This window comes from Pilosibacter sp. NGB245 (genome assembly GCF_057397225.1).
In genome coordinates this window covers 2557149-2580819 of sequence record NZ_CM171584.1, presented here as the reverse complement: position 1 = coordinate 2580819, position 23671 = coordinate 2557149, and the positions used below count along the sequence as shown (strand labels likewise).

22 protein-coding genes are annotated in these 23671 nt (G+C 51.4%); 20 read left to right on the top strand and 2 right to left on the bottom strand.

The features are described from left to right. Positions 1–452 precede the first annotated feature (452 nt). The 3 genes from ACXMYH_RS11600 to ACXMYH_RS11590 all read left to right on the top strand — a co-directional run bounded on the left by ACXMYH_RS11600 (position 453) and on the right by ACXMYH_RS11590 (position 2766). Complete coding sequence (locus tag ACXMYH_RS11600; RefSeq protein WP_118298991.1) at positions 453–728, top strand: GIY-YIG nuclease family protein; 276 nt, start codon at positions 453–455, stop codon at positions 726–728. Next, positions 725–2314, top strand: a complete 1590-nt coding sequence (locus tag ACXMYH_RS11595; protein ID WP_486554937.1) for a D-alanyl-D-alanine carboxypeptidase family protein — start codon at positions 725–727, stop codon at positions 2312–2314. The genes ACXMYH_RS11600 and ACXMYH_RS11595 overlap by 4 nt, the downstream gene beginning before the upstream one ends. 248 nt (positions 2315–2562) lie before the next feature. Continuing rightward, positions 2563–2766 carry a hypothetical protein gene (locus ACXMYH_RS11590; RefSeq protein ID WP_486554936.1) on the top strand — a complete coding sequence of 68 codons (204 nt, stop codon included), beginning with the start codon at positions 2563–2565 and terminating at the stop codon, positions 2764–2766. A gap of 125 nt (positions 2767–2891) precedes the next feature. Here the strand turns inward: ACXMYH_RS11590 and trhA are convergent, their stop codons facing one another. Further along, positions 2892–3548: a PAQR family membrane homeostasis protein TrhA gene (trhA, locus tag ACXMYH_RS11585; protein ID WP_118298993.1), complete on the bottom strand. Its 657-nt coding sequence runs from the start codon at positions 3546–3548 to the stop codon at positions 2892–2894. A gap of 135 nt (positions 3549–3683) precedes the next feature. Between trhA and ACXMYH_RS11580 the strand changes: the two genes are divergently transcribed. From ACXMYH_RS11580 to ychF, 6 genes are all read left to right on the top strand, one after another. Next, complete coding sequence (locus ACXMYH_RS11580) at positions 3684–4409, top strand: RluA family pseudouridine synthase (protein ID WP_486554935.1); 726 nt, start codon at positions 3684–3686, stop codon at positions 4407–4409. Positions 4410–4796: 387 nt separating this feature from the next. Further along, entirely contained in the window at positions 4797–5297 is a 501-nt protein-coding gene (locus ACXMYH_RS11575; protein WP_118530720.1) for a GNAT family N-acetyltransferase, read from the top strand. Between the two features lie 355 nt (positions 5298–5652). Beyond that, on the top strand, positions 5653–6201 hold the full coding sequence (locus ACXMYH_RS11570) for a biotin transporter BioY (protein WP_118299020.1): 549 nt from the start codon (positions 5653–5655) through the stop codon (positions 6199–6201). Between the two features lie 3 nt (positions 6202–6204). Further along, positions 6205–6939 carry a dethiobiotin synthase gene (bioD, locus tag ACXMYH_RS11565; RefSeq protein WP_118530722.1) on the top strand — a complete coding sequence of 245 codons (735 nt, stop codon included), beginning with the start codon at positions 6205–6207 and terminating at the stop codon, positions 6937–6939. A gap of 13 nt (positions 6940–6952) precedes the next feature. Then, positions 6953–8152, top strand: a complete 1200-nt coding sequence (gene bioA, locus ACXMYH_RS11560) for an adenosylmethionine--8-amino-7-oxononanoate transaminase (protein WP_486554934.1) — start codon at positions 6953–6955, stop codon at positions 8150–8152. A 205-nt stretch (positions 8153–8357) separates the two neighbouring features. After that, complete coding sequence (gene ychF, locus ACXMYH_RS11555) at positions 8358–9455, top strand: redox-regulated ATPase YchF (protein ID WP_118530747.1); 1098 nt, start codon at positions 8358–8360, stop codon at positions 9453–9455. 345 nt (positions 9456–9800) lie between these two features. On the opposite strand, the gene ACXMYH_RS11550 is transcribed toward ychF, so the two are convergent. After that, a complete protein-coding gene (locus ACXMYH_RS11550) occupies positions 9801–11102 on the bottom strand; it encodes an amidohydrolase (protein WP_486554933.1) in 1302 nt (433 codons plus the stop codon). 413 nt (positions 11103–11515) lie between these two features. Here ACXMYH_RS11550 and lgt point away from each other — a divergent pair, with 413 nt between their 5' ends. The 11 genes from lgt to ACXMYH_RS11495 all read left to right on the top strand — a co-directional run bounded on the left by lgt (position 11516) and on the right by ACXMYH_RS11495 (position 23640). After that, the gene (gene lgt, locus ACXMYH_RS11545; RefSeq protein WP_486554932.1) at positions 11516–12391 is read left to right on the top strand and encodes a prolipoprotein diacylglyceryl transferase; all 876 of its coding nucleotides are present in this window, start codon (positions 11516–11518) and stop codon (positions 12389–12391) included. A 1-nt stretch (position 12392) separates the two neighbouring features. Continuing rightward, positions 12393–12545: an aspartyl-phosphate phosphatase Spo0E family protein gene (locus ACXMYH_RS11540; protein WP_118530749.1), complete on the top strand. Its 153-nt coding sequence runs from the start codon at positions 12393–12395 to the stop codon at positions 12543–12545. A 384-nt stretch (positions 12546–12929) separates the two neighbouring features. Then, on the top strand, positions 12930–13355 hold the full coding sequence (gene mraZ / locus ACXMYH_RS11535) for a division/cell wall cluster transcriptional repressor MraZ (RefSeq protein WP_118322480.1): 426 nt from the start codon (positions 12930–12932) through the stop codon (positions 13353–13355). Next, entirely contained in the window at positions 13352–14287 is a 936-nt protein-coding gene (gene rsmH, locus ACXMYH_RS11530; RefSeq protein ID WP_118299003.1) for a 16S rRNA (cytosine(1402)-N(4))-methyltransferase RsmH, read from the top strand. The genes mraZ and rsmH overlap by 4 nt, the downstream gene beginning before the upstream one ends. An 80-nt stretch (positions 14288–14367) precedes the next feature. After that, positions 14368–14859, top strand: coding sequence for a septum formation initiator family protein (locus ACXMYH_RS11525; protein ID WP_118530750.1), 492 nt, complete (start codon positions 14368–14370; stop codon positions 14857–14859). 19 nt (positions 14860–14878) lie between these two features. Further along, positions 14879–17020: a peptidoglycan D,D-transpeptidase FtsI family protein gene (locus tag ACXMYH_RS11520; RefSeq protein WP_486554931.1), complete on the top strand. Its 2142-nt coding sequence runs from the start codon at positions 14879–14881 to the stop codon at positions 17018–17020. Positions 17021–17165: 145 nt separating this feature from the next. Beyond that, complete coding sequence (locus ACXMYH_RS11515) at positions 17166–17843, top strand: YkgJ family cysteine cluster protein (protein WP_118299006.1); 678 nt, start codon at positions 17166–17168, stop codon at positions 17841–17843. A gap of 119 nt (positions 17844–17962) precedes the next feature. Further along, positions 17963–19702 (top strand): peptidoglycan D,D-transpeptidase FtsI family protein, encoded by a 1740-nt coding sequence (locus tag ACXMYH_RS11510; RefSeq protein WP_486554930.1) that lies wholly within the window; start codon positions 17963–17965, stop codon positions 19700–19702. Positions 19703–19874: 172 nt separating this feature from the next. Then, entirely contained in the window at positions 19875–20843 is a 969-nt protein-coding gene (mraY, locus tag ACXMYH_RS11505; protein ID WP_118299008.1) for a phospho-N-acetylmuramoyl-pentapeptide-transferase, read from the top strand. Positions 20844–20862: 19 nt separating this feature from the next. Further along, a complete protein-coding gene (gene murD, locus ACXMYH_RS11500) occupies positions 20863–22209 on the top strand; it encodes a UDP-N-acetylmuramoyl-L-alanine--D-glutamate ligase (protein ID WP_118299009.1) in 1347 nt (448 codons plus the stop codon). Between the two features lie 12 nt (positions 22210–22221). Further along, positions 22222–23640 (top strand): FtsW/RodA/SpoVE family cell cycle protein, encoded by a 1419-nt coding sequence (locus tag ACXMYH_RS11495; RefSeq protein ID WP_346011270.1) that lies wholly within the window; start codon positions 22222–22224, stop codon positions 23638–23640. Positions 23641–23671 lie beyond the last annotated feature (31 nt).

Genomic DNA, 23671 nt, shown 5'->3' with positions numbered 1-23671 from the left:
TATAATGGTATGAGTGGGATTTTTGTTACTTTTCGCGGGTAGGAATTTTCTGAACTGAAAATTCCGTATGATACCGTTATGGTCGCGGATTTTGCCGATTTGGAATGCGAAGCATCGGCAAAATCCTGTTACAGTATGCGGGCATGGAGAGCCCGTGTACTGTAACGGATTTTTTGCGCACGCCGGAAAGAGAAAAAAATTGCTTCCGGAGCTTCCGGAACCTTTCTGATGACGCCGCATAAAATAACAGTATCACAACAGAACAGGGCATCCCGATGCTTTCATATAGATTCCGCAGGCGCTGGCTTTCGGAGGACGGTAATGGATTCCATGGTCCCATTGCCGTTTACATAATATGTAAAAAGACGGAACGCGAAGCATCGGAAGATCGCGCTGCGGTGCGCGGGCAGGGAGTGCCTGGGTACCGGAACCTGAGAAAGAGAGAACGGCAGATGAACTACACATATCTTCTGGAGTGTTCGGACGGAACGCTTTACTGCGGATGGACGAATGATCTGGAAAAGCGGGTGAACGCGCACAATTCCGGGCGCGGCGCAAAATATACGAAACCGCGGCGGCCGGTGCGGCTGGTGTGGTATGAGACGTTCGAGACGAAGGAAGAGGCGATGAGCCGGGAAGCAAAGGTAAAACAGCTTTCCCGGAAACAGAAAGAGGAGCTGGTGGCCCAGGGGCCGAATAACCGGAACACAGGGAGAAAAGATTTATGATTCATACGTTAAAAAAGAAACTGGCAAAGGTACTCTGCGGCGTGCTCGTATTTGCCCAGATGGGGACGATACAGGCGTTCGCGAGACCGGACTGGCCGTCCGATACGGGGATCGAGGCGGAAGCCGGAGCTGTCATGGACGTGGACACGGGAACGATGCTCTTCGGACAGAACAGCCATGTGGAATATTATCCGGCGAGTATCACAAAGATCCTCACGGCGCTTGTAGTGCTGGAGCATGCGGACCTTACCGATACGGTTACTTACTCGGACAAAGCGATGAACTCCGTGGAGGCGGACAGCGGAAATAAGTTAAGCCTCGTGGCTGGCGATACGATGACGGTTGAGGACTGTCTCTATGCGCTGCTTTTGGCGTCCGTGAACCAGGCGGCCAACGCGCTGGCGGAACATGTCGCGGGCAGCATCCCGGATTTCGTGGATATGATGAATGCGAAGATCGCGGAGCTTGGATGCACGGAGAGCCATTTTGCGAATCCGTCAGGACTCAACAATGATGATCAGGTCGTCACTGCGTTCGACATGACAAAGATCGCAGCTGCGGCGTACAGCAATCCGAAGCTTTTAGAGATCAGCTCCGCGAAATCATGGAAGGTCGGTGCGACCACGAACAACCCGGACGGGGTGAGTGTGAGAAATGAGCACCGCCTTGTGATCACGGAGGATACCGAGAGCCCGTACTACTGTCCGGAGGCGGTTGCCGGAAAGACAGGGTATCTTTTAAAAGCGGGAAACACACTCGTCACATACGGAGAGAAGGACGGTAGACGTGTCGTATCTGTTATCTTAAAGGGAAGTCCGAGACAGTATTTTGTGGATGGAAAGAATCTCCTGCAGTTTGGACTGAACCGTTTCCAGAACGTGGATATCGCGGAGAATGAGACAAGATATGTCACAGGAGAGGACCAGGTGGATGTCAACGGGACAAGCTATGCACCGTCTGATCTGGCGGTCCAGGCGGGAAAGAAGATCACACTCCCGAAGGATGCGAGCTTTGCGGACGCGGAGCTGAGTCTCGGTGCGGTTCCGGACGGAGCGCCGGAGGGAACGGTCGGCGTCCTGAACTATATTTATAACGAGAGAAAGATCGGATCTGCGTACCTGATGACGAAGGCGGGGGCGGAGGCGCTCGCGGCTGCGGAGGCAGCAGGCGGGACGGAGACCACGGCTGCGGAAGAACCGTCCGAAGAAAGTGCGGACGCAGCGGATTCTTCGTCCGACGACGGAAATACCGATGACCAGACAGAGACGGAGACCATGGGAGAAACGGATGTGACGACTGCGGCAGACGGTGAAGACGCGTCGGACCAGGCCGGAAGCGGAGATGTAAGAGCTGCATTCCCGGTGAAGATCGTCCTGATCATTGTGGGGATCCTTGCGGCAGCAGCCCTGATCGGCGGCGGTATCTGGTTCAGGATCCAGAGCAACAAGAAAGAGGCGGAAGCGGAAGCACTCCGGCGGGAAAAGAGAAGACAGCGTCTCATTGCGGAAGGCGGCGACGCGGAAGCCGAATTTAACCGGCTGCTCGAGGAGAAGCGGAAGCGGGACAAAGAGAGACGGAAACGATAAAAAGACAGGCAGGATCCGGAATATGGATCTTGTGAGGAAAAGCGCCCGGGGTAAGAATCCGGTCATGCATAAGAACAATAATAAATGAGCAGAGCTTGCTGGCGAAATGCTGGCAGGCTCTGCTTTTTCTGTTTACGCGAACAACGAGCCAAAGCCCGCGCTTGCGCGAGACCTTGGCCGACTGTCGCGATAACAAGGGGAAACTCGCGAAGCGTGTTTTCACTTGTTTCATTTCACAGGAAATGCCGATGGAACTTTCTATGAAACCAGGCAGGATAACCGCCAAAACAGTTCAGAATGACAAAGCAGCCGAAGTCTGCTATACTGAAAAAGGCGCGGTTTTTAGCCGCGCCGGAAATGAAAACAATAGAAATTGGTGTAGTTGGAAAATTTGTAACTGTTCAGTAGGTCTGCGCATTTACTGCGCTGACCGTAAGAAAACATGGGTTTGAAGGCAAAAATCCCATCGGCGCAGCCGATCTGGAATGGATTTTTGCGTGTAACTTGCCATGCATCCGAAGGGAAGCTCCGGGGGAGGTTCCTGTAGGTGTGAAGGTACTGAACAGTTACGAAAATTTTATGCAGCTGCCACATATCCGTACATCATCATATAGTGGCAGAAGCTTCCGCCCATGACGAAGAGGTGGAAGATCTCGTGGGAGCCGAAGTTTTTGTGCTTTGAGTTGAAGATCGGCAGTTTCAGAGCGTAGATCACGCCGCCGATCGTGTAGATGATCCCGCCGGCGAGGAGCCAGGCGAAAGCGGCAGGAGTCAGGGCTGCGACGATCTGACGGATCGCCATGACGCACACCCAGCCCATCGCGATATAGATCACGGAGGAGAACCACTTCGGGCAGTTGATCCAGAGGGCGTTGATGATGATTCCCACGATCGCGATGCCCCAGACGAGGGACAGCATCCGGTATCCGGAACGGTTTCCGAGGACGATGAGGCATACCGGAGTGTAAGTTCCGGCGATCAGGATGAAGATCATCATGTGATCGATCTTTCGGAGAAGTTTATTGACATGCTCCGAGATATCGAAGGTGTGGTAGACCGTACTTGCGGCGTAGAGCAGGATCATACTGACGATGAACACGCTGAGCGCCTTTAAATGCATCGTCCCGGGGACGGATGCGGCTTTTACGAGAAGCGGCGCTGCGGCAGCCATAGCGGCCAGCATTGCGATAAAGTGAGTCAGCGCGCTTCCGGGATCTTTTATTTTCAGTTCCATAATCATTCCTCCAATCATGTGAATGAGTAACCTGTATTAAATGCCAGAAACATGATATGTAGTTTTGAAAACTACTTATCATGTTTGAATATACTATACCACTTACGATAAAAATATGCAAGGGGAAATATTTTGATGTTAAAAGTATTATACGAGGATGACGAGATCATCGTCGTCGTAAAGCCGGCGGGAGTGGAATCCCAGGCGGCAAAACGATTCGCGCCGGATATGGTGAGTGAGGTAAAAAAACACCTGGTTATCAACAAATCATGCACACCGGGGAAGGAACCGTATGTGGGAGTTATCCACAGACTGGACAAGCCGGTTTCCGGTGTAATGGTGTACGCGAAGACGAAACAGGCAGCAGCGGCTTTGAGTGAGCAGGTTCAGAGCCATAAGATGAAAAAAATCTACACGGCAGTTGTCTACGGAAAGCCTGTGAATACGGTGGATAACTATGTGGATTATCTGGTGAAAACACCGGACGGGAATTATTCACAGGTTGTGGATAAGGGGATAACCGGAGCAAAGAAGGCGGAGCTCTCCTATGAGGTGTTAAAAACGATCGATGGGGAAGAGAATGGGATGCCCGGAAAAGGGCTGAGTCTCGTAAAAGTTGCATTAAAGACCGGAAGACATCACCAGATCCGTGTGCAGATGGCGTATCATGGAACGCCGCTTTATGGGGATATGAAGTATGGCATGGCGGCAGAAAAAAGAACATCAGCCGGAAATTTTTGCGGACAGAGAGAGTCGATCGCCCTTTGCGCATCATCGCTGACTTTTTTTCATCCGGTGACAAAAAAAGAAATGACGTTTGCGATGGAACCGGCGGGCGGTGTGTTCCAGCTTTTCAGGTGATGTGACCGCCCGGGGAATGCGATTCATGGAAAAAATGGAACAGGGAACCTGTTATCAGCGCGCATAGCAGGCGGATTTTGGACCATACTATGAGCAGTACAAAGGAAGTACAGAACAGAAAACAGGTGATTCCATGGTAAGCCCTGGGAAAGACTGAAGAAATATTTTAACAAGAGCAAGTAAGTCTCACGCTTTTGCTGCGTAAAGTAATAAGCAGTGGCAGGAAACTTGCACTGAGGATCACAGGGCGGGATGCAAAGGATCCCGGTGGATTTTCCTCCCTGTGATCCTTACGCAAAAAATGACAGATTGTCTTGCAAAATATGCTGTGATACAATGATGAAAACAGGCCAGTGAAAAATATACATATGCAGGAGGATGAAATCCATGACAGAAGATACCTTTACGATCAGAAAAGCAGCTCCGGCCGATCTTCCGAGAATCCATGAAATCTACGCGGCCGCCCGCCAGTTCATGCGTGACCACGGGAATTTCAGCCAGTGGGACGGCGAAGATGCTCCGGAGCGTCTGCTTCCGGGGGATATTGAAGCAGGAAATCTGTACGTTCTCGAGGAAGCAGGCGAGATCCATGCGGCCTTTGCTTTTATCATCGGCGCAGACCCATGCTACGCGCTGATTGAGCAGGGCGAGTGGAAATCCGATGCCCCATACGCCGCGGTACATCGTGTCGCGAGCGACGGAACCCTTCACAATGTCATCGGGCGGATCATGGATTTTGCAAAATCCAACATCTCCCATATCAGGATCGATACCCACGAACATAATAAAGTCATGCAGAAAGCCCTGGAAAAACAGGGATTTGAGAGATGCGGGATCATTTACGTTCCGGATGGAACACCGCGGATCGCGTTTGAGTGGATGAAGTGAGATTGTTCGAAGAGCGCGGGAACAGGAACGATAAAACGTAATGATACCAGGATACCGAGTAGGCCATAGAGCTTAGTCGGTATCTTTTTAATATGATTGTCAACCATATAAAAACAATAGGTTGACAATACGAAAATTCTGTGATAAGCTCCTTCTCAGTTCTTCTCTGTGATACCACCCGGGATCTGAGGATGGCGGCGGCTGTCCCAGAAGGTATGGGAGAGACGGGAAAAGCATGCGCATGTGCAGAAAGCTGAGACGCTCCGGATCGCTGGAGATTTCAGACATTTCAAGGGAAAATGTTCCGGATTGCCGGGACGTTCATGTATTTGAGGAGGAAATCATTTTGAAGCGTATGAAAACAAAAGACCTTGTGCTGTGCGCGATGTTTGTCGCGCTGATCGCAGTCGGGGCATTTATCAAGGTTCCTGTTCCGGTCGTTCCGTTTACCCTGCAGTTTCTGTTCACTATGCTGGCCGGGCTTCTTCTCGGCCCCGGAAACGGGGCGCTGGCGGTCGTGATCTACATCGTGCTGGGCCTGGCGGGACTCCCAATCTTTACGCAGGGCGGCGGGCCTGGCTACATCTTTCAGCCGAGCTTCGGGTACATCATCGGATTTGCGGCGGCCGCTTATGTGACTGGACGGATCGCGAATGAGAAAAGTCATCCTGGCTACGGACGGCTTCTGGCAGCAAATTTCATCGGCCTTTTTATCGTCTATGCGTTCGGCATGGTCTACTATTATGTGATCAGTAATTTCGTGCTGAACACGCCGATCGGTCTGTGGCCGCTGTTTTTATACTGCTTCTTGCTGGCAGTTCCGGGGGATATCGCGCTGTGCATTCTGGCTGCGGCGATCGGAAAACGGATGATCCCGATGATCAGGGAAGGGAGACTTGGATAAGAGATGAGCAGAAATATTTTTATCACAGGCACGGGAACCGATGTCGGAAAGACGTATGTGACCGGTTTGATCGTGAAAAAGCTGAAGGAGAGCGGAGCGGACGCGGCCTACTATAAGGCGGCAATGAGCGGGAATGAGAGGCGCCCGGACGGCAGTCTGATCCCGGGGGATGCTCTTCAGGTAAAAACAATGTCGGGGATCCGTCAGCCGCTGGAGGAGATGTGTCCGTACGTCTATGAGACGGCAGTCTCCCCGCATCTGGCATCGCGGCTGGAGGGAAATCCGGTCCGGATGGAAACGGTACTGGAAAAGTTCCATGAAGTCTGTGAAAAATACGAATATGTGACCGTGGAGGGAAGCGGCGGGATCCTGTGTCCGCTCTGCTTCGATGAGGCAGATCTCCGCCTTCCGGATGTTGTAAAAGCCTGTGACCTTGGCTGTCTGATCGTCGCGGACGCGGGTCTTGGAACAATCAACGGCGTGGCTCTGACCGCATATTACCTCAAAGAACAGGGGATCGCTCTGAAGGGGATCATTTTAAACCACTACAGACAGGGAGACGTGCTCTGTGAGGACAACCGGAAAATGTGTGAATTTTATACAGGAGTTCCGGTCATCGCCTGTGTGGCGGATGGTGACACGGAACTTTCCATCGGGGCGGAGGAATTGAAGTCTTTATATGACGATGGGAAATCATGCAGCGCGAAACAGGCGGAGCAGGAAACAAAGATGAGATAAGGAGAAGAGAAAAATGATCTGGTATCCATATGAACAATTAAAGACAATGAAGGCACCGTACGAGATCGTGGACGCAAACGGGGTGTACCTGTATACAAAGGATCAGAAAATGATCGATTCCGTTTCCTCTTGGTGGAGCGTGATCCATGGATATAAGAATCCCGTCATCAACCAGGCGATCATCTCCCAGGTGGAAAAGTTTTCCCACGTCATGCTCGGCGGACTGACCCATGAGCCGGCGAGAAAACTTTCGGAAAAGCTGGCATCCTGGCTGCCGGGAGATCTGGACTACTGTTTCTTCTCTGATTCCGGCAGTGTGGCAGTCGAGGTTGCGTTAAAAATGGCGCTTCAGTACTACATGAACCGCGGGGATGAAAAGAGAACGATGATCCTGGCGCTGGAGCATGCCTACCATGGAGATACTTTTAAGACGATGGAAGCTGGGGATGATGAAGATTATCATTTCGTGCTGAAGGCGTACGGGGCAAGCCCATATGTCGTCCATATCCCGACGGAGATCACGGCGCTGGAGCAGGCGTTTGAGACATACCATGAACGGCTGAACTGTGTATTGGTGGAGCCGCTCCTCCAGGGAGCCGGAGGCATGCGGATGTACGATGTCTCATTCTTAAAAAAGGCGCGGGAGCTCTGTGACCGGTACGGTGTGCTCCTGATCTTTGATGAGGTGGCGACCGGATTCGGGCGGACCGGAAACCGCTTCGTGGCGGATCTTGTCCTTCCGGACATCCTGGTTCTCGGAAAGGCTCTGACAGGCGGATATATCGGCCATGCCGCTACCGTGGCGAACCGGAAAGTATTTGAAGGCTTTTACGATGACGTTCCGGAACATGCCCTGATGCATGGACCGACCTTCATGGGAAATGCGCTGGCCTGCAGCGCGGCTCTTGCATCGATCGAGCTGTTTGAGACGCAGAATTACATGGAAAAGATCAGAAAGATCGAGGAGATCACACGCCGCGAGATGGCAGGTTTCACAGACCCGAGGATCCGGGAAGTCCGGATCATGGGCGGATGTGTCTGCGTTGAGGTCTACGATCCGGCCGTTCTGAAAGGATATCAGGAGTATGCTTACCAGAGAGGTGTATTCAGCCGTCCATTTTTAAATTACCTCTACGCGATGGTTCCGTATGTGATCAAAGAGGAGGAACTGGTACAGGTCCTTCAGTGCATGAAGGATTGGTTTGCAAGGTAGACATGTGAGGCAGTGCGGCAGTCATGCAAAAAATTCCTGTTAAGATTTACAAAGCAGGGCCCTTATGCTATAATTTATAGTCGCGATGGACTTTTTTGCCGGAAAGCGGGAGTTACATCGAAAAAGTAAAAATTATGTACAGGAAAATTAAAGAAAGGCGAAGAGCCCTGCATGGAAAGGTTCTTCGAACAGGGATTAAAATAAAATGAAGCTTGGGATCGTCGGTCTGCCGAACGTAGGAAAAAGTACCTTATTTAACTCATTGACAAAGGCGGGTGCAGAATCCGCGAACTATCCGTTCTGTACTATCGACCCGAACGTGGGCGTTGTACCGGTACCGGATTTCCGTTTAAAACTTTTAACAGACCTCTATCACTCCGAGAAGACAACACCGGCTGTAATCGAGTTCGTTGATATCGCCGGCCTCGTAAAGGGCGCGTCCAAAGGTGAGGGACTTGGAAACCAGTTTCTTGCAAATATCCGTGAGGTTGACGCGATCGTTCATGTTGTCCGCTGCTTTGAGGACCCGAACGTCATCCATGTAGACGGAAGCGTTGACCCGCTCCGCGACATCGAGACGATCAACCTGGAGCTGATCTTCTCAGATATCGAGCTCATCGACCGCCGGATCGCAAAGATGGGAAAAGGCGCAGCTTCCAACAAGGCACTCGCGAAGGAATTAAATATCTTAAAGGCCGTAAAGGAACATCTTGAGAACGGCAACCTTGCAAAGAGCTTCGAGTGCGAGGACGAGGAGGAGCAGGCATTTGTCGCATCTCTCGACCTTCTCACCTGGAAACCGGTGATCTTCGCAGCGAACGTAGGTGAGGATGATCTCGCAGATGACGGTGCTTCCAACCCGCATGTACAGGCTGTCCGCAAGTTCGCGGCAGAAAACGACAGTGAGGTATTTGTCGTATGTGCCCAGATCGAGGAAGAGATTTCTGAACTCGACGATGATGAGAAGAAGATGTTCTTAGACGACCTCGGATTAAAAGAGTCCGGTCTTGACAAGCTGATCGCTGCAAGCTACCGTCTCCTTGGCCTGATCAGCTATCTGACAGCAGGAGAGAAGGAGACACGTGCATGGACCATCAAGGTTGGCACAAAAGCTCCGCAGGCAGCAGGAAAGATCCACTCCGACTTCGAGCGCGGATTCATCAAGGCAGAGGTTGTCAACTACAAGGATCTTTTAGACTGCGGTTCCTACAACGGTGCGAAGGAGAAAGGTCTTGTCCGCATGGAAGGTAAGGATTACGTGATGAAGGATGGAGATGTTGTTCTCTTTAGATTCAACGTATAATTTTTCAACTGGATCGTAAATTTTTACAATAGATACGATCCCGGCAGAAAGTCTGTGAGTTTGTTGTGACAATCTCAGGATAACAGGAAATGTGAGCTGTTAAATGACTATCACAGAAGAATTATAAAAAATACAGGAAAAGCCATGGAATGAGTATTATGTGCTGTTCCATGGCTTTTTTGTATCAAAATTTATCCTGTTCTGAGAAGTTCAACCTTTTGAACACGACGAGGTAACAGGTTCAGTGATGCGGAGGAAAAACTTCAACTAAGAGAAAATTTTCACAATGCAGGTATCAGATATTCTGCGCTGACCGAAATGAAGTGCAGACCACGTAGTCTTTTACTAGCGGTGCATGATCTCCCACACGGTGGAGACATAAAGCCGCAGCCCCGTGAGCAGGGACGACTCATCAAAATTAAAATGATCATTGTGGTGCGGAGCAGCAATATTGGAGCCGATGCACATATAAGCAGCCTTTCTGCCGTGGGACTGGACTTTTGCCATCAGGTAGGTGGCATCCTCAGACCCGGAGAAAGCGGCTTCCTTTACATAATTGGTGATCTCCGGGATTCTCGCGGCTCCGGCCCTGATGAACGGTTCCAGCTCTGCACTGCTGTCGGCACTCGAAGCGCTGCCCATGATCTTTGTATCCACGGAGCAGTCGAACATTTCAGCGGCCCCGTTTACCGCGTTCATCGCCTTTTTCAGGACAAGCTCCTGAATATCGGCGGTCTCCCCGCGTGTCTCAAAGCGGATCATGGCGTCCGCCGGGACCACATTCCGTCCGCTTCCGCCCTGGATCGTTCCGACGTTGATCCGGGATGCGCCTCTGGAGTCCTGGCAGGCGGTGTGCATGGCGAGAGTTGCCGAGCATGCCGCAAGGATTGCATTTTTTCCGTCCTGCGGGGACATTCCGGCATGAGCGGAGACTCCCTTAAATTCGGCATCGACCTTCGTTGTGGAGAGAAATCCTTTTGAGAGGGCGACAAGGGAACCGGTATTCCATCCCATCCCGAGGTGTCCGGTGAGAAGATAGTCCACATCATCGAGGATCCCGCCTTCCGCGATCGACTGTGCGCCGCGGACTCCTTCCTCGGCGGGCTGGAAGATGACTTTGATGGTCCCGCAAAGATCATTTTTGATCTCATTCAACGCGATACAGGTGTGGAGTCCCAGGGATGCGTGTCCATCATGACCGCACGCATGCATGGAGCCGTCATGGATCGAGCAGAATCCGTCTTTCACAGGCTGGCGGTCCGCATCGGTGCTCTCGGTGACATCGTTGCAGTCGATATCAAAGCGGAGTGCGAGGACAGGTCCCGGCGTTCCGGTCTCGATCACGGCGCAGAGACCGGTGAAACTGTCCATTTTTTCGATGATTTCCGGGTCGGCGCCCTCTGCAAGCGCCCGGTCGATGGCGCTTTTCCGAACGCTTTCAGACGGGTAAGCCCAGAGATAATCCTTGTTGATGATCTCTTTTCCGTATTTCACCGGGATCCCGTGTTCCCTTAACTTCTTAATAAGAAGCGCGGTGGTGCGGTATTCGAGCCAGCCGGTCTCCGCGTGTCTGTGAAGATCGCGGCGCGTCCGGATCATGGAAGGTTCATATGATTTCAGTGTATCGAGATAGGATTGAATGTCCATGGCTGTTCCTCCTTGTAAGGGATAAATTCAGATGAATGTTTTCGAGTATTGTGGGAGCACGAAGTGCGGAACAATACGGTATCACAGGGGGTCAAAACCTTTTGACCCCAACATCTTATGGTTTCAGTATAAAAACTTATAAAATTGATGTCAATGGAAAGTATAAAATATACCGTAACAGGATTTTGCCGATGCTTCGCATTCCGAATCGGCAAAACCCGCGGCCACAACGGTATCATACGGAATTTTCAGTTCAGAAAATTCCTGCCCGCGAAAAGTAACCGGAAAGTTCCACAGGAATCGTCAACTTTTGTCGAATAAACATGAGGAGTGTCTGGCGAATCTGTTTGCTTTTTGCATGTTTTCGGAGTAAAATAAAACTCACCAAAGAAATAAAGGAGAAAAAATACGATATGACAGGAGCAGATGTAAGCTTCGTTCACCTCGGGATCACGATCCCGCATATGGTGAAGAGCTTTTCGATCGGAGGGATCTCCTTCGCATACTACGGGCTGATCATCGGGATCGGTATGATCATGGGACTTCTGGTCGCCCAGTCCGACGCGAAGCGCAGGGGACAGGATCCGGATATTTATGTTGATTTCGCACTCTACGGGATTATCTTTTCCATCATCGGAGCGCGGATCTACTATGTTTTCTTTCAGTGGGGATATTACAAAGACCACCTGCTGGAGATCGTGAATTTAAGGAAAGGCGGACTTGCGATCTACGGGGGAGTGATCGCCGGGATCCTGACGCTGCTCGTATTTACGAAAAAACGCCATCTTTCCTTTTTGTCCATGGCAGACAGCGCCTGCCTCGGACTTGTAATCGGACAGATGATCGGACGATGGGGAAACTTTGTGAACTGCGAGGCCTTTGGCCGTTATACGGACTGTCTGTTTGCCATGCGGCTCAAACGTAGTATCGTGAATGAAAGCATGATCTCACAGAACCTCCTCGACCATCTGATCCTTGACAACGGGATCGAGTACATTCAGGTCCATCCGACGTTCCTCTATGAATCACTGTGGAATTTCGGACTTCTGATGTTTATGCTCTGGTTCCGCAAACGGAAAACGTTCACGGGGGAAATGCTTTGTATCTATCTTGCCGGATACGGGATCGGAAGAACATGGATCGAAGGCCTGCGGACGGATTCTCTCCTGATACCGGGTACCGGGATTGCGGTATCCCAAGCGTTATCTGTTGTGCTGGCGACGGTATCTCTTGTGGTACTGATCTACCACAGGAGAAAAGCGTTCGCCCAGAGAAAGGGAGCAAACTGATATGGAGAGCAGGGAAGAACTGGTAAATCGGATCGAAGAGGCGAGAAAACGCCTAAACGGAAGCATTGATGGAAAAGAGGCATATGATCTGATCTATCGGTATAGTGTGGAGCTTGACCGGCTGATCGAAGAGTATATGGATGCGGGATATTAAAGTCCGCAGTACATAAAAATCGAATATACACCTGATGAAATGAAAAAAGCTGTCCGGATGGGCAGCTTTTTTCATTTCATCAGGAAAATTCCTTTGCTTAGGTGTGAAATCAGTCACAGGCAGAGGGATCCGGCGCAGTTATATCCGGCACATATGGGATCTTTTCTGTGGAAAACTCTGAAAATATCCGGTTTTACACCGTTTCCCCGGCATGTGGATAACTAAAAAAGCGCACCTCCTTTTATACATGAAAAAGTGAAAAATTCCTTGCTATTTTAAAGTAAATGTACTAAGATTACATTAGAAGTGGTGGAAAGTGGATAAAAGTGGTTTAAAATGGTGGATCGGTGGATAAAAAACAGTCGCCGTCCAACGGGGAGAGTCATGTTCATAGGGGAGTACAGTCACACAATCGATGCAAAAGGTCGTCTGATCGTCCCTTCCAAATTCCGTGAGCAGCTGGGCGATGAGTTCGTTGTGACAAAGGGATTGGACGGGTGTCTCTTCGTGTACGAAAATTCCGAATGGAAATCCTTTGAAGAAAAACTCCACGCACTTCCTCTTACGAATGCCAATGCCAGAAAGTTTTCAAGATTTTTCCTGGCAGGAGCCTGCGCCTGCGAGGTGGACAGGCAGGGAAGGATCCTGATCCCTTCTGTTTTAAGAGAATTCGCACATCTGGAAAAAGACGTTGTCTTAGTTGGCGTCGGAAGCCGGATCGAGATCTGGAATAAGGCAGTCTGGAACGAGAAGAATGTCTATGATGACATGGAAGAAATTGCAGAAAATATGGAAGGTCTTGGCATATGATTTTTGAACACAAATCAGTCCTGCTGATGGAGACTGTCGACAGTCTGAACGTAAAACCGGACGGTATTTACGTGGACGGAACACTGGGCGGCGGCGGACATGCATACGAAGTATCGAGGAGACTTGGCGAAAACGGACGCCTGATCGGGATCGATCAGGACGCGGACGCGATCGCGGCTGCGACAGAGCGCCTTCTCCCATTTAAAGATAAAGTGACGATCGTCAGAAGCAACTACAAAAATATCCGGGAAGTGCTCTTTAACCTTGGAATCGAAAAGGTGGACGGCATTTACCTGGATCTTGGCGTGTCTTCCTACCAGTTAGACACGGCGGACCGTGGATTCTCCTACCGGGAGGATGCCCCGTTGGACATGAGAATGGACCAGAGAAACGATAAGACAGCGGCGGACATCGTAAACGGATACAGCGAGATGGAGTTGTATAAGATCATCCGCGATTACGGTGAGGACCGCTTTGCGAAGAATATCGCGAAGCATATCGTGAGAGAGCGGGAGATCCACCCGATCGAGACGACACTGCAGCTCGCGGAGATCATCCGCGGTGCGATCCCTGCAAAGATCCGCGCAGAGGGCGGGCATCCGGCAAAACGGACATTCCAGGCGATCCGCATCGAACTGAACCATGAGCTGGATGTGTTGAACGATTCCATTGACACGATGATTGATCTCTTAAATCCGGGTGGACGCCTCTCGATTATTACGTTCCACTCTCTGGAGGACAGGATCGTAAAGACGAGATTCCGGACCAATGAAAATCCATGTATCTGCCCGCCGGACTTCCCGGTGTGCGTGTGCGGAAGAAAGAGCAAAGGCCGTGTCGTGACGAGAAAACCGATCGTCCCGTCGGAAGAGGAACTGGAAGAGAACAGAAGATCAAAGAGCTCGAAGCTTCGTGTGTTTGAGAGAAGCTAGAGAGCATCGCAAAAGAAGAATCCTATATAACTGTGAAGATACTGAGCAGTTACAGCCATTTTTAGAAAGGAAGTGATGGTATGGCAGCAAGGAGACGGAGAAGAGCCCCACAGGCAACCGAATATGTAGAGGGAAATACTGTCCGCAAGATCGAGCGTGCTCCGCAGTATGAGGGGCAGGAAAGAAGAAAGCAGAAGAAACGGAATTCATCCCATACCGTTACAGTTCGGAGAAATCAGGAAAAAGCGCTTCAGATGAATCTTTTTTCCGTATTACTGCTGACAGCGGCTATGATTTGCACGCTGTATATCTGTGTGAGCTATTTAAAGCTCCAGTCTTCCGTGACGGCGAGACTGAATCACATTGAAAGCCTGGAGGAGAGTATTGAAAAGCTGAAAGGGGACAACGACGCCCTTCTTACAAGGATCAACACGTCGGTGGACCTGGATTATGTGTATAAGGTAGCAACAGAGGAGCTGGGAATGGTTTATGCCAATAAGGACCAGGTCCGCTTATACAATAAGACGGAAAGCGAGTATGTAAGACAGTATGAAGACATCCCGGAACGGTAATAATAAAAGAGTTTTTACCATGAGTATGAAAGAAAAGCTGGCGGTTACGGTTCTCGTAACGACGCTGGCTTTGTTTGGTCTTGTCATTGTTTTATACCGGATGATCAAGGATAAAAACGCAGACTACACCCAGATCGTATTGAACCAGCATTCCTCCTACGACAGCCGGACGATCCCGTACCGCCGCGGTGATATCGTGGACAGAAACGGAACGTATCTGGCGACGAGCGAGAAGGTCTACAACCTGATCCTCGACCCGAATCAGATCAACCAGGATAAGGATAACTATCTGGAGCCGACGGTGTCCGCCCTCTGCGAGGTGTTCGGGTACGACCGGGCGGACCTGATGGCTGTGATCTCCGCAAACGAGAATTCCTACTATGTGCCGTATGAGAAGCAGATCTCTGCGGATAAGAAGGAAGAATTCGAGGCAAAGAAGAAGGAACTGAACGATGCCTACGCAAAGTCGAAGGATGACAGCGGAAAGAAGGTCAAAGGTGTCTGGTTTGAGGATGAGTACCGGAGATTTTACCCGTACAACACGCTGGCCTGCAATGTGATCGGCTTTTCCTATGATAACGGAAAACAGGGAAGCGGCGGGATCGAGCAGTATTACAACGACCAGCTGACAGGAACAAACGGAAGAGAGTACGGCTATCTGGATGATGAGGCCAACATGGAGAAGGTCATCAAGTCCGCCGAGAACGGAAACACGATCGTTTCCACCATCGACGTGAACATCCAGCGCATCGTGGAAAAATATATCGATGAGTGGATGAGCGGGATCGGAAGCAAGACCGCGGCTGTCATCGCCATGGACCCGAGAAACGGCGAGATCCTTGCCATGTCCTCCAACAGGAGATTCGACCTGAATAATCCGAGAGATCTGAGCAGCGCCTACTCCCAGGAGGAGATCGCTGCCATGACGGATGAAGGCAGGATGGATGCCTGGAACCAGATGTGGAGAAATTACTGTGTAAACGATACCTACGAGCCGGGTTCCCCGGCGAAGCCGATGACAGTTGCAGCCGGTCTGGAGGAGGGCGTGATCGGACAAAACGATACATTCCTCTGTGACGGCGGACAGGATGTCGGCGGATACAGGATCAAATGTGTCAGCATCTATGGACACGGGATCCTCACGGTAGAGCAGTCCCTGATGAAATCCTGCAACGATGTCATGATGCAGATCGCGGCAAAACTCGGGATCCAGCGCTTTGCGAAATATCAGAAATTATTCGGTATGGGCCAGAAGACCGGGATCGATCTTCCGGGTGAGGCGTACGGACTGATCTACAATTCCGACAATATGGGACCGACGGACCTTGCGGTAAACTCTTTTGGACAGAGTTATAACTGCACGATGATCCAGATGGCAGCGGCATTCGCCTCTGTCATCAATGGCGGTTCCTACTATGAACCGCATGTGGTAAAACAGATCGTGAATGATCAGGGATCAGTCGTCAGAAAGATCGAGCCGAACCTGGTTCGGGAGACGGTATCCGAGTCCACCAGCGAATTTATCCGTCATGCACTGTTCATGACCGTCGATGACGAGGAAGGAACCGGAAAAGCGGGACGTGTTGCCGGATATAAGGTCGGCGGAAAGACAGGAACAGCGGAGAAGCTTCCGCGTTCCGCACACAACTATCTCGTATCTTTCTGCGGCTTTGCACCGGCGGATGATCCGCAGCTTCTTGTATATGTGGTCATCGATACCCCGAACCTTCCGGGAAAAGAGCAGGCGCACAGTACATTCGCTACAGAGATTTTCCAGAAGATCATGACGGAGGCTCTTCCTTACCTGAATGTGTTCCCGGATACAGATACCGCGGCGGAGGACGCAAGTCTCGCGGACCAGAGTGAGGGGATCACGAACAACAATGAAGGCGGACTGGAGCCCGGAACAGGAGAGACTGAGGCGGAGACAGAAGCGCCGACGGACGCTGACGGAAATGTGATCCCGCAGGAGACAACACCGCAGGATGAAGTGGTCCCGTTTGATGACGGTCTCGGGCTGCCGGATGATATGCCGGCGGACACTTCCGATGGTTCAGATGCGGGCACAGCGGAAGCCCAGAGCATGGAAGCCGTTCAGGAGACGGAGACTGTGCAGGACGGAGCGGAAGAGACGATGGAGACGACGCAGGCTGCACAGTAATTCCGGTGAAGACCGGTCAGCTTATGCCTGCTGCATGGAATTACGCAAACGATAAGCCGGAGTCCGCGCAATGCGCAGGGCTCTGGCTGCTGTCACAATAATGGGGAAATGCGCGGAGCGTGTTTTGCCACGTGGAGAGAAGACGATGAACAGAGAGATGGATATGGCAGAGGTTTCCGACGGAAAACTCTATGGCCTGGATGATATGGTGAAGGCGGACTGCGCCGGGTGCGAGGGCTGCCACGCCTGCTGTACCGGGATGGGGACCTCCGTGGTCCTCGATCCTTTTGACGCGTACCGCATGACAGCCGGGACCGGAAAAACGTTTGAGGCGCTTTTGGCGGGACCGCTGGAGTTAAATGTGGTGGACGGGATCATTCTCCCGAACCTTAAAATGAGCGGTGAGGAAGAGACCTGTTCTTTTCTGGACGCAAATGGACGATGCACGATCCATGCGTACCGTCCGGGGATCTGCCGACTGTTTCCTCTCGGAAGGATCTATGAGGACGGCGGATTCCGCTATTTTTTACAGGTCTACGAGTGTGCGAAGGAGACCCGCGCCAAAGTAAAAGTCAGGAAATGGATCGATATGCCGGAGCCAAAGCGCTATGACGCTTTTGTCTGTACCTGGCATTATTTTTTAAAGGATCTGGAGCGCGTGATCGGGAAAGATACGTCCGGACAGGCTGCGAAGACGATCAGCCTGTATCTGATCCGGCAGTTTTACCTGTCTCCTTATAAAAAAGAAGAGGATTTTTATCCGCAGTTTGAGGAGAGACTTACCGGGGCGAAACGGGCTCTGGCCGGATTCCTTGCGATGTAGCGGATCGAACGGGAAAGAGGAAAATGCAGACCGGAAGCTGAGAACATGGATTTTTGCGCATGATAAAACGGGAAGTCCCGTATATTAGTTACCAAGACTTTTTGTTGAAAGTTTTGGAGATGGCGGAATTTCTGACATATCACAGGAAAAAAATCCTGGTCGTTTTTGTGATCTCGGCGCTCCTGATGACAGGCTTATGCGGACAGCTGGGGTTCCTGATGATCGCAAGATCGGATCATTACAGCAAAATGGCGGATGCGCTCCATGAGCGGGAGCGGACCATCAAGGCCGCTAGGGGTGAGATCGTGGACCGGAACGGGACCGTGATCGCGGCGAACCGGACGGTCTGCACGGTGTCCGTGATCCACAATCAGGTGAAGGAGCCGGAGAAAGTGATCCGGGAGCTTGCGCGGATCCTGGATCTTTCCGAGGAGGAAGTCCGGAAAAAAGTGGAAAAGTGGTCTTCCAGGGAGATCATCCGGACGAATGTGGAAAAGTCGGTGGGGGACGAGATCATGAATCTCGGACTTTCCGGCGTAAAAGTCGATGAGGACTACAGGCGCTATTATCCTTACGGAAGTCTCGCATCCAAAGTTCTTGGATTTACAGGGACGGACAATCAGGGGATCATCGGTCTGGAAGTCATGTACGAGAAATATCTGAAGGGACAGGACGGTCTGATCCTGACACTCTCAGACGCGAAAGGGACAGAACTTCAAAATGTCGCGGAGGAGCGGGTGGAACCGATCCCCGGAAATACCCTGACCGTGAGTCTGGATGTGAATATCCAGAAGTACGCGGAGCAGGCTGCATACCAGGTCATGGAGAAAAAAGGTGCAAAGGCGGTCTCCATCATCATCATGAATCCTCAGAACGGAGAGATCTACGCGATGGTGAATGCGCCGGAATTTGACCTGAACGACCCGTTTTCATTGAGCGGGGAAAGCAGCGGACTCACAGGGGCAGAGCTTCAGGATGCGCGGAACAAAATGTGGAGGAACCGCTGTATCAACGATACGTATGAGCCGGGATCCACATTTAAGATCATCACAGCCGCTGCCGGACTTGAGGCCGGAGTGGTCCATCTGGACGATAAATTTTCCTGTCCGGGATTCCGGATCGTGGAGGACCGGAAGATCCGCTGCCATAAAGTCGGCGGACATGGTGCGGAGACATTCCTCCAGGGCGCGATGAATTCCTGCAATCCGGTATTCATCGACGTGGGACAGAGACTCGGCGTGGATTCGTTCTACCACTATTTTGAACAGTTCGGACTTCTCGGAAAGACCGGGATCGATCTTCCGGGCGAGGCGGCGACGATCATGCATAAAAAGGAAAATATGGGGTTAGTCGAACTTGCGACGGTTTCCTTCGGTCAGTCTTTCCAGATCACACCCATCCAGCTCATCACGACGGCCTCCTCCATCATAAACGGGGGAAGGCGGATCACACCGCACTTCGCGGTCAGCGCGGAGAGCACGGACGGGATGTTTTACAGGAAATTTTCCTACCCGGAAAGGAGCGGCGTCGTATCGGGATCCACGAGTGAGACCATGCGCTATATTTTAGAGCAGGTGGTAGCGGAGGGTAGCGGAAAACGAGCAAAGCTCCCGGAATACCGGATCGGCGGAAAGACGGCGACATCCGAAAAGCTCCCGAGAAGCTTAAAGAAGTATATTTCTTCTTTCCTGGGTTTCGCGCCGGCGGATGATCCTCAGGTGATCGCTCTGATCACGATCGATGAGCCGGTGGGGATCTATTACGGCGGCACGATCGCGGCTCCGGTGATCGCGGATATCTTTTCAAATATCCTGCCGTATCTGGATGTGGAAAGAGTGGATCCTGCCGATCAGGAATGAATTTTTGCGCGTGGGCGTGAAGGTACGGAACAGATACAAATTTCGATTGATTATTAAGAGAAAAGGACGTATACTATTTACGCGGCAGACCGGAAAATGTGATGAAAAACAGGCCGGTCCCGCGATATTTACATAGGAAGTATGAGGTGCAACTGGAAATATGAGGTTCAGTATGGTAAATGAGACAATCCTGGCGATCATTATCGCCTTTGCGATCAGTGCGGCGCTCTGCCCGGTGGTGATCCCTTTCCTTCACCGCCTGAAATTCGGGCAGCAGGTCCGCGATGACGGCCCGCAGAGCCATTTAAAGAAACAGGGAACTCCGACAATGGGAGGACTCATTATTCTCACGGCGACCGTGATCACATCCTTATTCTATATCAAGAGCTATCCGAGGATCATTCCGATCCTGTTCGTGACAGTCGGATTCGGGATCATCGGTTTCCTGGACGACTACATCAAAATCGTCATGAAGCGGTCGGAAGGACTGAATCCGATCCAGAAACTCATCGGTCAGTTTATCATTACCGGGATCTTCACCTATTATCTGATGACCTCCGGGGATGTGGGAACAGGAATGCTGATCCCGTTCACCGGCGGATTTGAGAACGGATATTATCTGAATCTCGGCTGGCTGTTTGTCCCGGCGGTATTCTTTATCGTTCTCGGTACAGACAACGGCGTAAACTTTACGGATGGACTCGACGGACTCTGCACGAGCGTGACGATCCTCGTAGCGACCTTCTTTACAGTGGTCGCGATCGGCGAGGACAGCGGGATCAGCCCGATCACCGGTGCGGTAGTCGGAAGTCTGTTGGGATTTTTACTGTTCAACGTATATCCGGCGAAGGTCTTTATGGGAGATACAGGTTCCCTGGCTCTCGGCGGTTTCGTGGCATCCAGCGCGTTTATGATGCAGATGCCGATCTTTATCGCACTTGTCGGTCTGATCTACCTGGTGGAGGTCCTTTCCGTGATCATCCAGGTCACATACTTTAAAAAGACCGGCGGAAAGAGGATCTTCAAGATGGCTCCGATCCACCATCACTTTGAGCTCTGCGGATGGTCCGAGACGAGAGTTGTCGCAGTATTCTCGATCATTACGGCAATCCTTTGCCTGGTTGCCTATCTGGGATTATAAACATATAGGAGGAGAAACCATGTCACAGAAAGTATTAGTTGCAGGAACAGGGATCAGCGGTATTTCCGCAGCAAAACTTCTGCTTGCCCAGGGCGGCGAAGTGATCCTTTATGATGGAAATGAGAAACTTTCCGAAGAAAAACTGAAAGCAAAATTTGACGAAGGCGCGAAAGTGACCATCGTTCTCGGAGAACTGAAAAAGACAGACCTTGCAGGGGTAGAGTTATGCGTGATCAGCCCGGGCATCCCACTTGAGGCACCGTTCGTTGCGGTGATCGACGAGGCGAAGATCCCGATCTGGAGTGAGATCGAGCTCGCTTACCACTGCTCAAAGGGAAAACTTGCCGCGATCACCGGCACAAACGGAAAGACAACGACGACAGCGCTCACCGGAGAGATCATGAAGAAGTTTTATAAGAGCGTATTCGTAGTAGGAAATATCGGAGATCCGTATACTGCCCACGCACTCGAGACAACTGATGAGTCCGTGACAGTCGCTGAGGTTTCCAGCTTCCAGCTCGAGACGATCATGGACTTCCATCCGAACGTGTCCGCGATCACAAACATCACTCCGGACCACCTGGACCGCCATAAGACGATGGAATGCTATATTCAGGTAAAGGAAGGAATTACAAGAAATCAGACAGAGGAAGATACCTGCGTATTAAACTACGAGGATCCGGTCCTCAGAGAGTTCGGAAAGACCTTAAAGTGCAAGGTCCTCTACTTCAGCAGCAAGGAGAAGCTCGACGAGGGCATCTTCATGGACGGCGATCTCATCATCTACCGTCATGACGGAAAGAGCGAGAAAGTCCTTGACGTCAACGAATTAAATATCATCGGAAGACATAACCATGAGAATGTGATGACAGCTGTTGCGATCGCGATCCGTTTAGGTGTCCCGATGGATATGATCCGCGAGGCGTGCAAGGAATTCAAGGCAGTCGAGCACAGGATTGAGTATGTGAGAGAACGTTTCGGCGTTACTTATTATAACGACTCCAAGGGAACAAACCCGGATGCAGCGATCCAGGCTATCAAGGCGATGCCGGGACCGACACTTCTGATCGCGGGCGGATATGATAAGCATTCCGAGTACGACGAGTGGATCGAGAGTTTTGACGGAAAAGTCCGCTATCTCGTTCTCATCGGTCAGACGAGAGATAAGATCGCTGAGTGCGCGAAGAAACATGGCATCACCGATATCATGTACGCGGAAGATATGCAGGAAGCTGTTCAGGTATGTGCTTCCTACGCAAATGCAGGCGATTATGTGCTGCTCTCCCCGGCATGCGCCAGCTGGGGAATGTTCAAGAACTTTGAGGAGCGTGGACGGATCTTTAAGGAATGCGTCAACGCCCTGTAATGGAGGCTTAGCGTGGCTCGAAAAAAGGTTCGAAAAGCCGGCGGCAGGGCACAGGCACAGAGACAGGCGGTACAGCGCCAGCAGGCAAAACGTCAGCAAATGCAGCGCCAGCAGATGTCCGGAAAGCAGGTGGAGCGCCAGCAGATCGAAAGAGAACGGGCGAAACGCCAGCAGGAAGGACAGCGCCGGGAACAGCTTCTGATGCAGCAGCGCCAGGAAATGCAGGAGAGGCAGGAGATGCTCCGCAGACAGCAGATGCAGATGCGGGGAGAGCCCGAACAGGAAGAGGAAAGACGGAAAAAGAAAGCCCGCCGCTTCTATGATTATGACCTTCTTGTGGTCATCATCTTCCTGACGGCATTCGGACTGATCATGATCTACAGCTCCAGTGCGTACAATGCGCAGGTGAGCGGGCAGCCGTCCACCTACTATATGATACGTCAGGGAGGAATCGCCGTTGTGGGATTCATCATGATGCTCATCATCTCAAAGATCGACTACCACTTTTTTGCGAAGTTTGCCGTTCCGGCAGTGGTCGTATCCTACATCTGCGAATTCCTCGTAACCTTTACTCCGCTGGGAATCGCAGTAAACGGTAAAAAAAGATGGCTGGGAACAAGATCTCTGCGTTTCCAGCCTGCAGAGCTCGTAAAGATCGTGATGATCCTGTTTCTTGCGGTCGTCATCACGAGACTTGGAAAACGGATCAATGAATGGCGCGTGTGGGGAATGCTTGCGGTGCTGCTCGGACCGCTGGCACTCTTTGTCATGCTGAACAACCTGAGTTCCGGTATCATCATCTGCGGGATCGCTTTTGTGATGATGTTTGTCGCATGCAAGAGAAAATGGCCGTTTATATTGGTCGTGGTGGTGCTGATCGTCGTGATCGTATTCGCCCCCCCTGTGGCCATCGCCATGGAGAAAGCGGGAATCCTTCACTCCTACCAGCTGAGCAGAATCCTGGTATGGAAAAATCCGGAGGCATACCCGAAGTCCGGCGGATATCAGGTCTTACAGGGACTTTATGCGATCGGTTCCGGCGGACTTCTCGGAAAGGGGCTCGGACAGAGTATCCAGAAATTAAGTTTCCTTCCGGAGCCGCAGAATGATATGATCTTTGCGGTGATCTGTGAGGAGCTGGGACTTTTCGGCGCGATCGCCGTGATCTTCATGTTCCTCTTCATGCTGTACCGTTTCCTTGTCATTGCGGGAAACGCGCCGGATCTGTTCGGTGCGATGCTGGTGACAGGCGTCCTGGCGCATATCGCGATCCAGGTTGTCTTAAACATCGCCGTTGTTACCAACGTGATCCCGAACACAGGTATCACACTTCCGTTTATCAGTTACGGAGGTACGTCGGTCCTGTTTTTGATGGTGGAAATGGGAATGGTCCTGAGCGTGTCCAACCGGATCCGGCTGGAACAGGCGTAAGCGTCCTGAAAATGTAAGGCGCAGAACAGGA

What these genes read in the sequence shown, in the direction of transcription:
- ACXMYH_RS11540 (WP_118530749.1), top strand. Translation starts at nt 12,393, where the DNA reads ATGGAGAGCAGGGAAGAACTGGTAAATCGGATCGAAGAGGCGAGAAAA.
- trhA (WP_118298993.1), bottom strand. Translation starts at nt 3,548, where the DNA reads ATGGAACTGAAAATAAAAGATCCCGGAAGCGCGCTGACTCACTTTATC.
- lgt (WP_486554932.1), top strand. Translation starts at nt 11,516, where the DNA reads ATGACAGGAGCAGATGTAAGCTTCGTTCACCTCGGGATCACGATCCCG.
- ACXMYH_RS11525 (WP_118530750.1), top strand. Translation starts at nt 14,368, where the DNA reads ATGGCAGCAAGGAGACGGAGAAGAGCCCCACAGGCAACCGAATATGTA.
- ACXMYH_RS11520 (WP_486554931.1), top strand. Translation starts at nt 14,879, where the DNA reads ATGAGTATGAAAGAAAAGCTGGCGGTTACGGTTCTCGTAACGACGCTG.
- ACXMYH_RS11510 (WP_486554930.1), top strand. Translation starts at nt 17,963, where the DNA reads ATGGCGGAATTTCTGACATATCACAGGAAAAAAATCCTGGTCGTTTTT.
- bioA (WP_486554934.1), top strand. Translation starts at nt 6,953, where the DNA reads ATGATCTGGTATCCATATGAACAATTAAAGACAATGAAGGCACCGTAC.
- bioD (WP_118530722.1), top strand. Translation starts at nt 6,205, where the DNA reads ATGAGCAGAAATATTTTTATCACAGGCACGGGAACCGATGTCGGAAAG.
- ACXMYH_RS11570 (WP_118299020.1), top strand. Translation starts at nt 5,653, where the DNA reads ATGAAAACAAAAGACCTTGTGCTGTGCGCGATGTTTGTCGCGCTGATC.
- ACXMYH_RS11550 (WP_486554933.1), bottom strand. Translation starts at nt 11,102, where the DNA reads ATGGACATTCAATCCTATCTCGATACACTGAAATCATATGAACCTTCC.
- ACXMYH_RS11590 (WP_486554936.1), top strand. Translation starts at nt 2,563, where the DNA reads ATGGAACTTTCTATGAAACCAGGCAGGATAACCGCCAAAACAGTTCAG.
- ychF (WP_118530747.1), top strand. Translation starts at nt 8,358, where the DNA reads ATGAAGCTTGGGATCGTCGGTCTGCCGAACGTAGGAAAAAGTACCTTA.
- mraZ (WP_118322480.1), top strand. Translation starts at nt 12,930, where the DNA reads ATGTTCATAGGGGAGTACAGTCACACAATCGATGCAAAAGGTCGTCTG.
- ACXMYH_RS11595 (WP_486554937.1), top strand. Translation starts at nt 725, where the DNA reads ATGATTCATACGTTAAAAAAGAAACTGGCAAAGGTACTCTGCGGCGTG.
- murD (WP_118299009.1), top strand. Translation starts at nt 20,863, where the DNA reads ATGTCACAGAAAGTATTAGTTGCAGGAACAGGGATCAGCGGTATTTCC.
- mraY (WP_118299008.1), top strand. Translation starts at nt 19,875, where the DNA reads ATGGTAAATGAGACAATCCTGGCGATCATTATCGCCTTTGCGATCAGT.
- ACXMYH_RS11575 (WP_118530720.1), top strand. Translation starts at nt 4,797, where the DNA reads ATGACAGAAGATACCTTTACGATCAGAAAAGCAGCTCCGGCCGATCTT.
- ACXMYH_RS11600 (WP_118298991.1), top strand. Translation starts at nt 453, where the DNA reads ATGAACTACACATATCTTCTGGAGTGTTCGGACGGAACGCTTTACTGC.
- rsmH (WP_118299003.1), top strand. Translation starts at nt 13,352, where the DNA reads ATGATTTTTGAACACAAATCAGTCCTGCTGATGGAGACTGTCGACAGT.
- ACXMYH_RS11580 (WP_486554935.1), top strand. Translation starts at nt 3,684, where the DNA reads ATGTTAAAAGTATTATACGAGGATGACGAGATCATCGTCGTCGTAAAG.
- ACXMYH_RS11515 (WP_118299006.1), top strand. Translation starts at nt 17,166, where the DNA reads ATGAACAGAGAGATGGATATGGCAGAGGTTTCCGACGGAAAACTCTAT.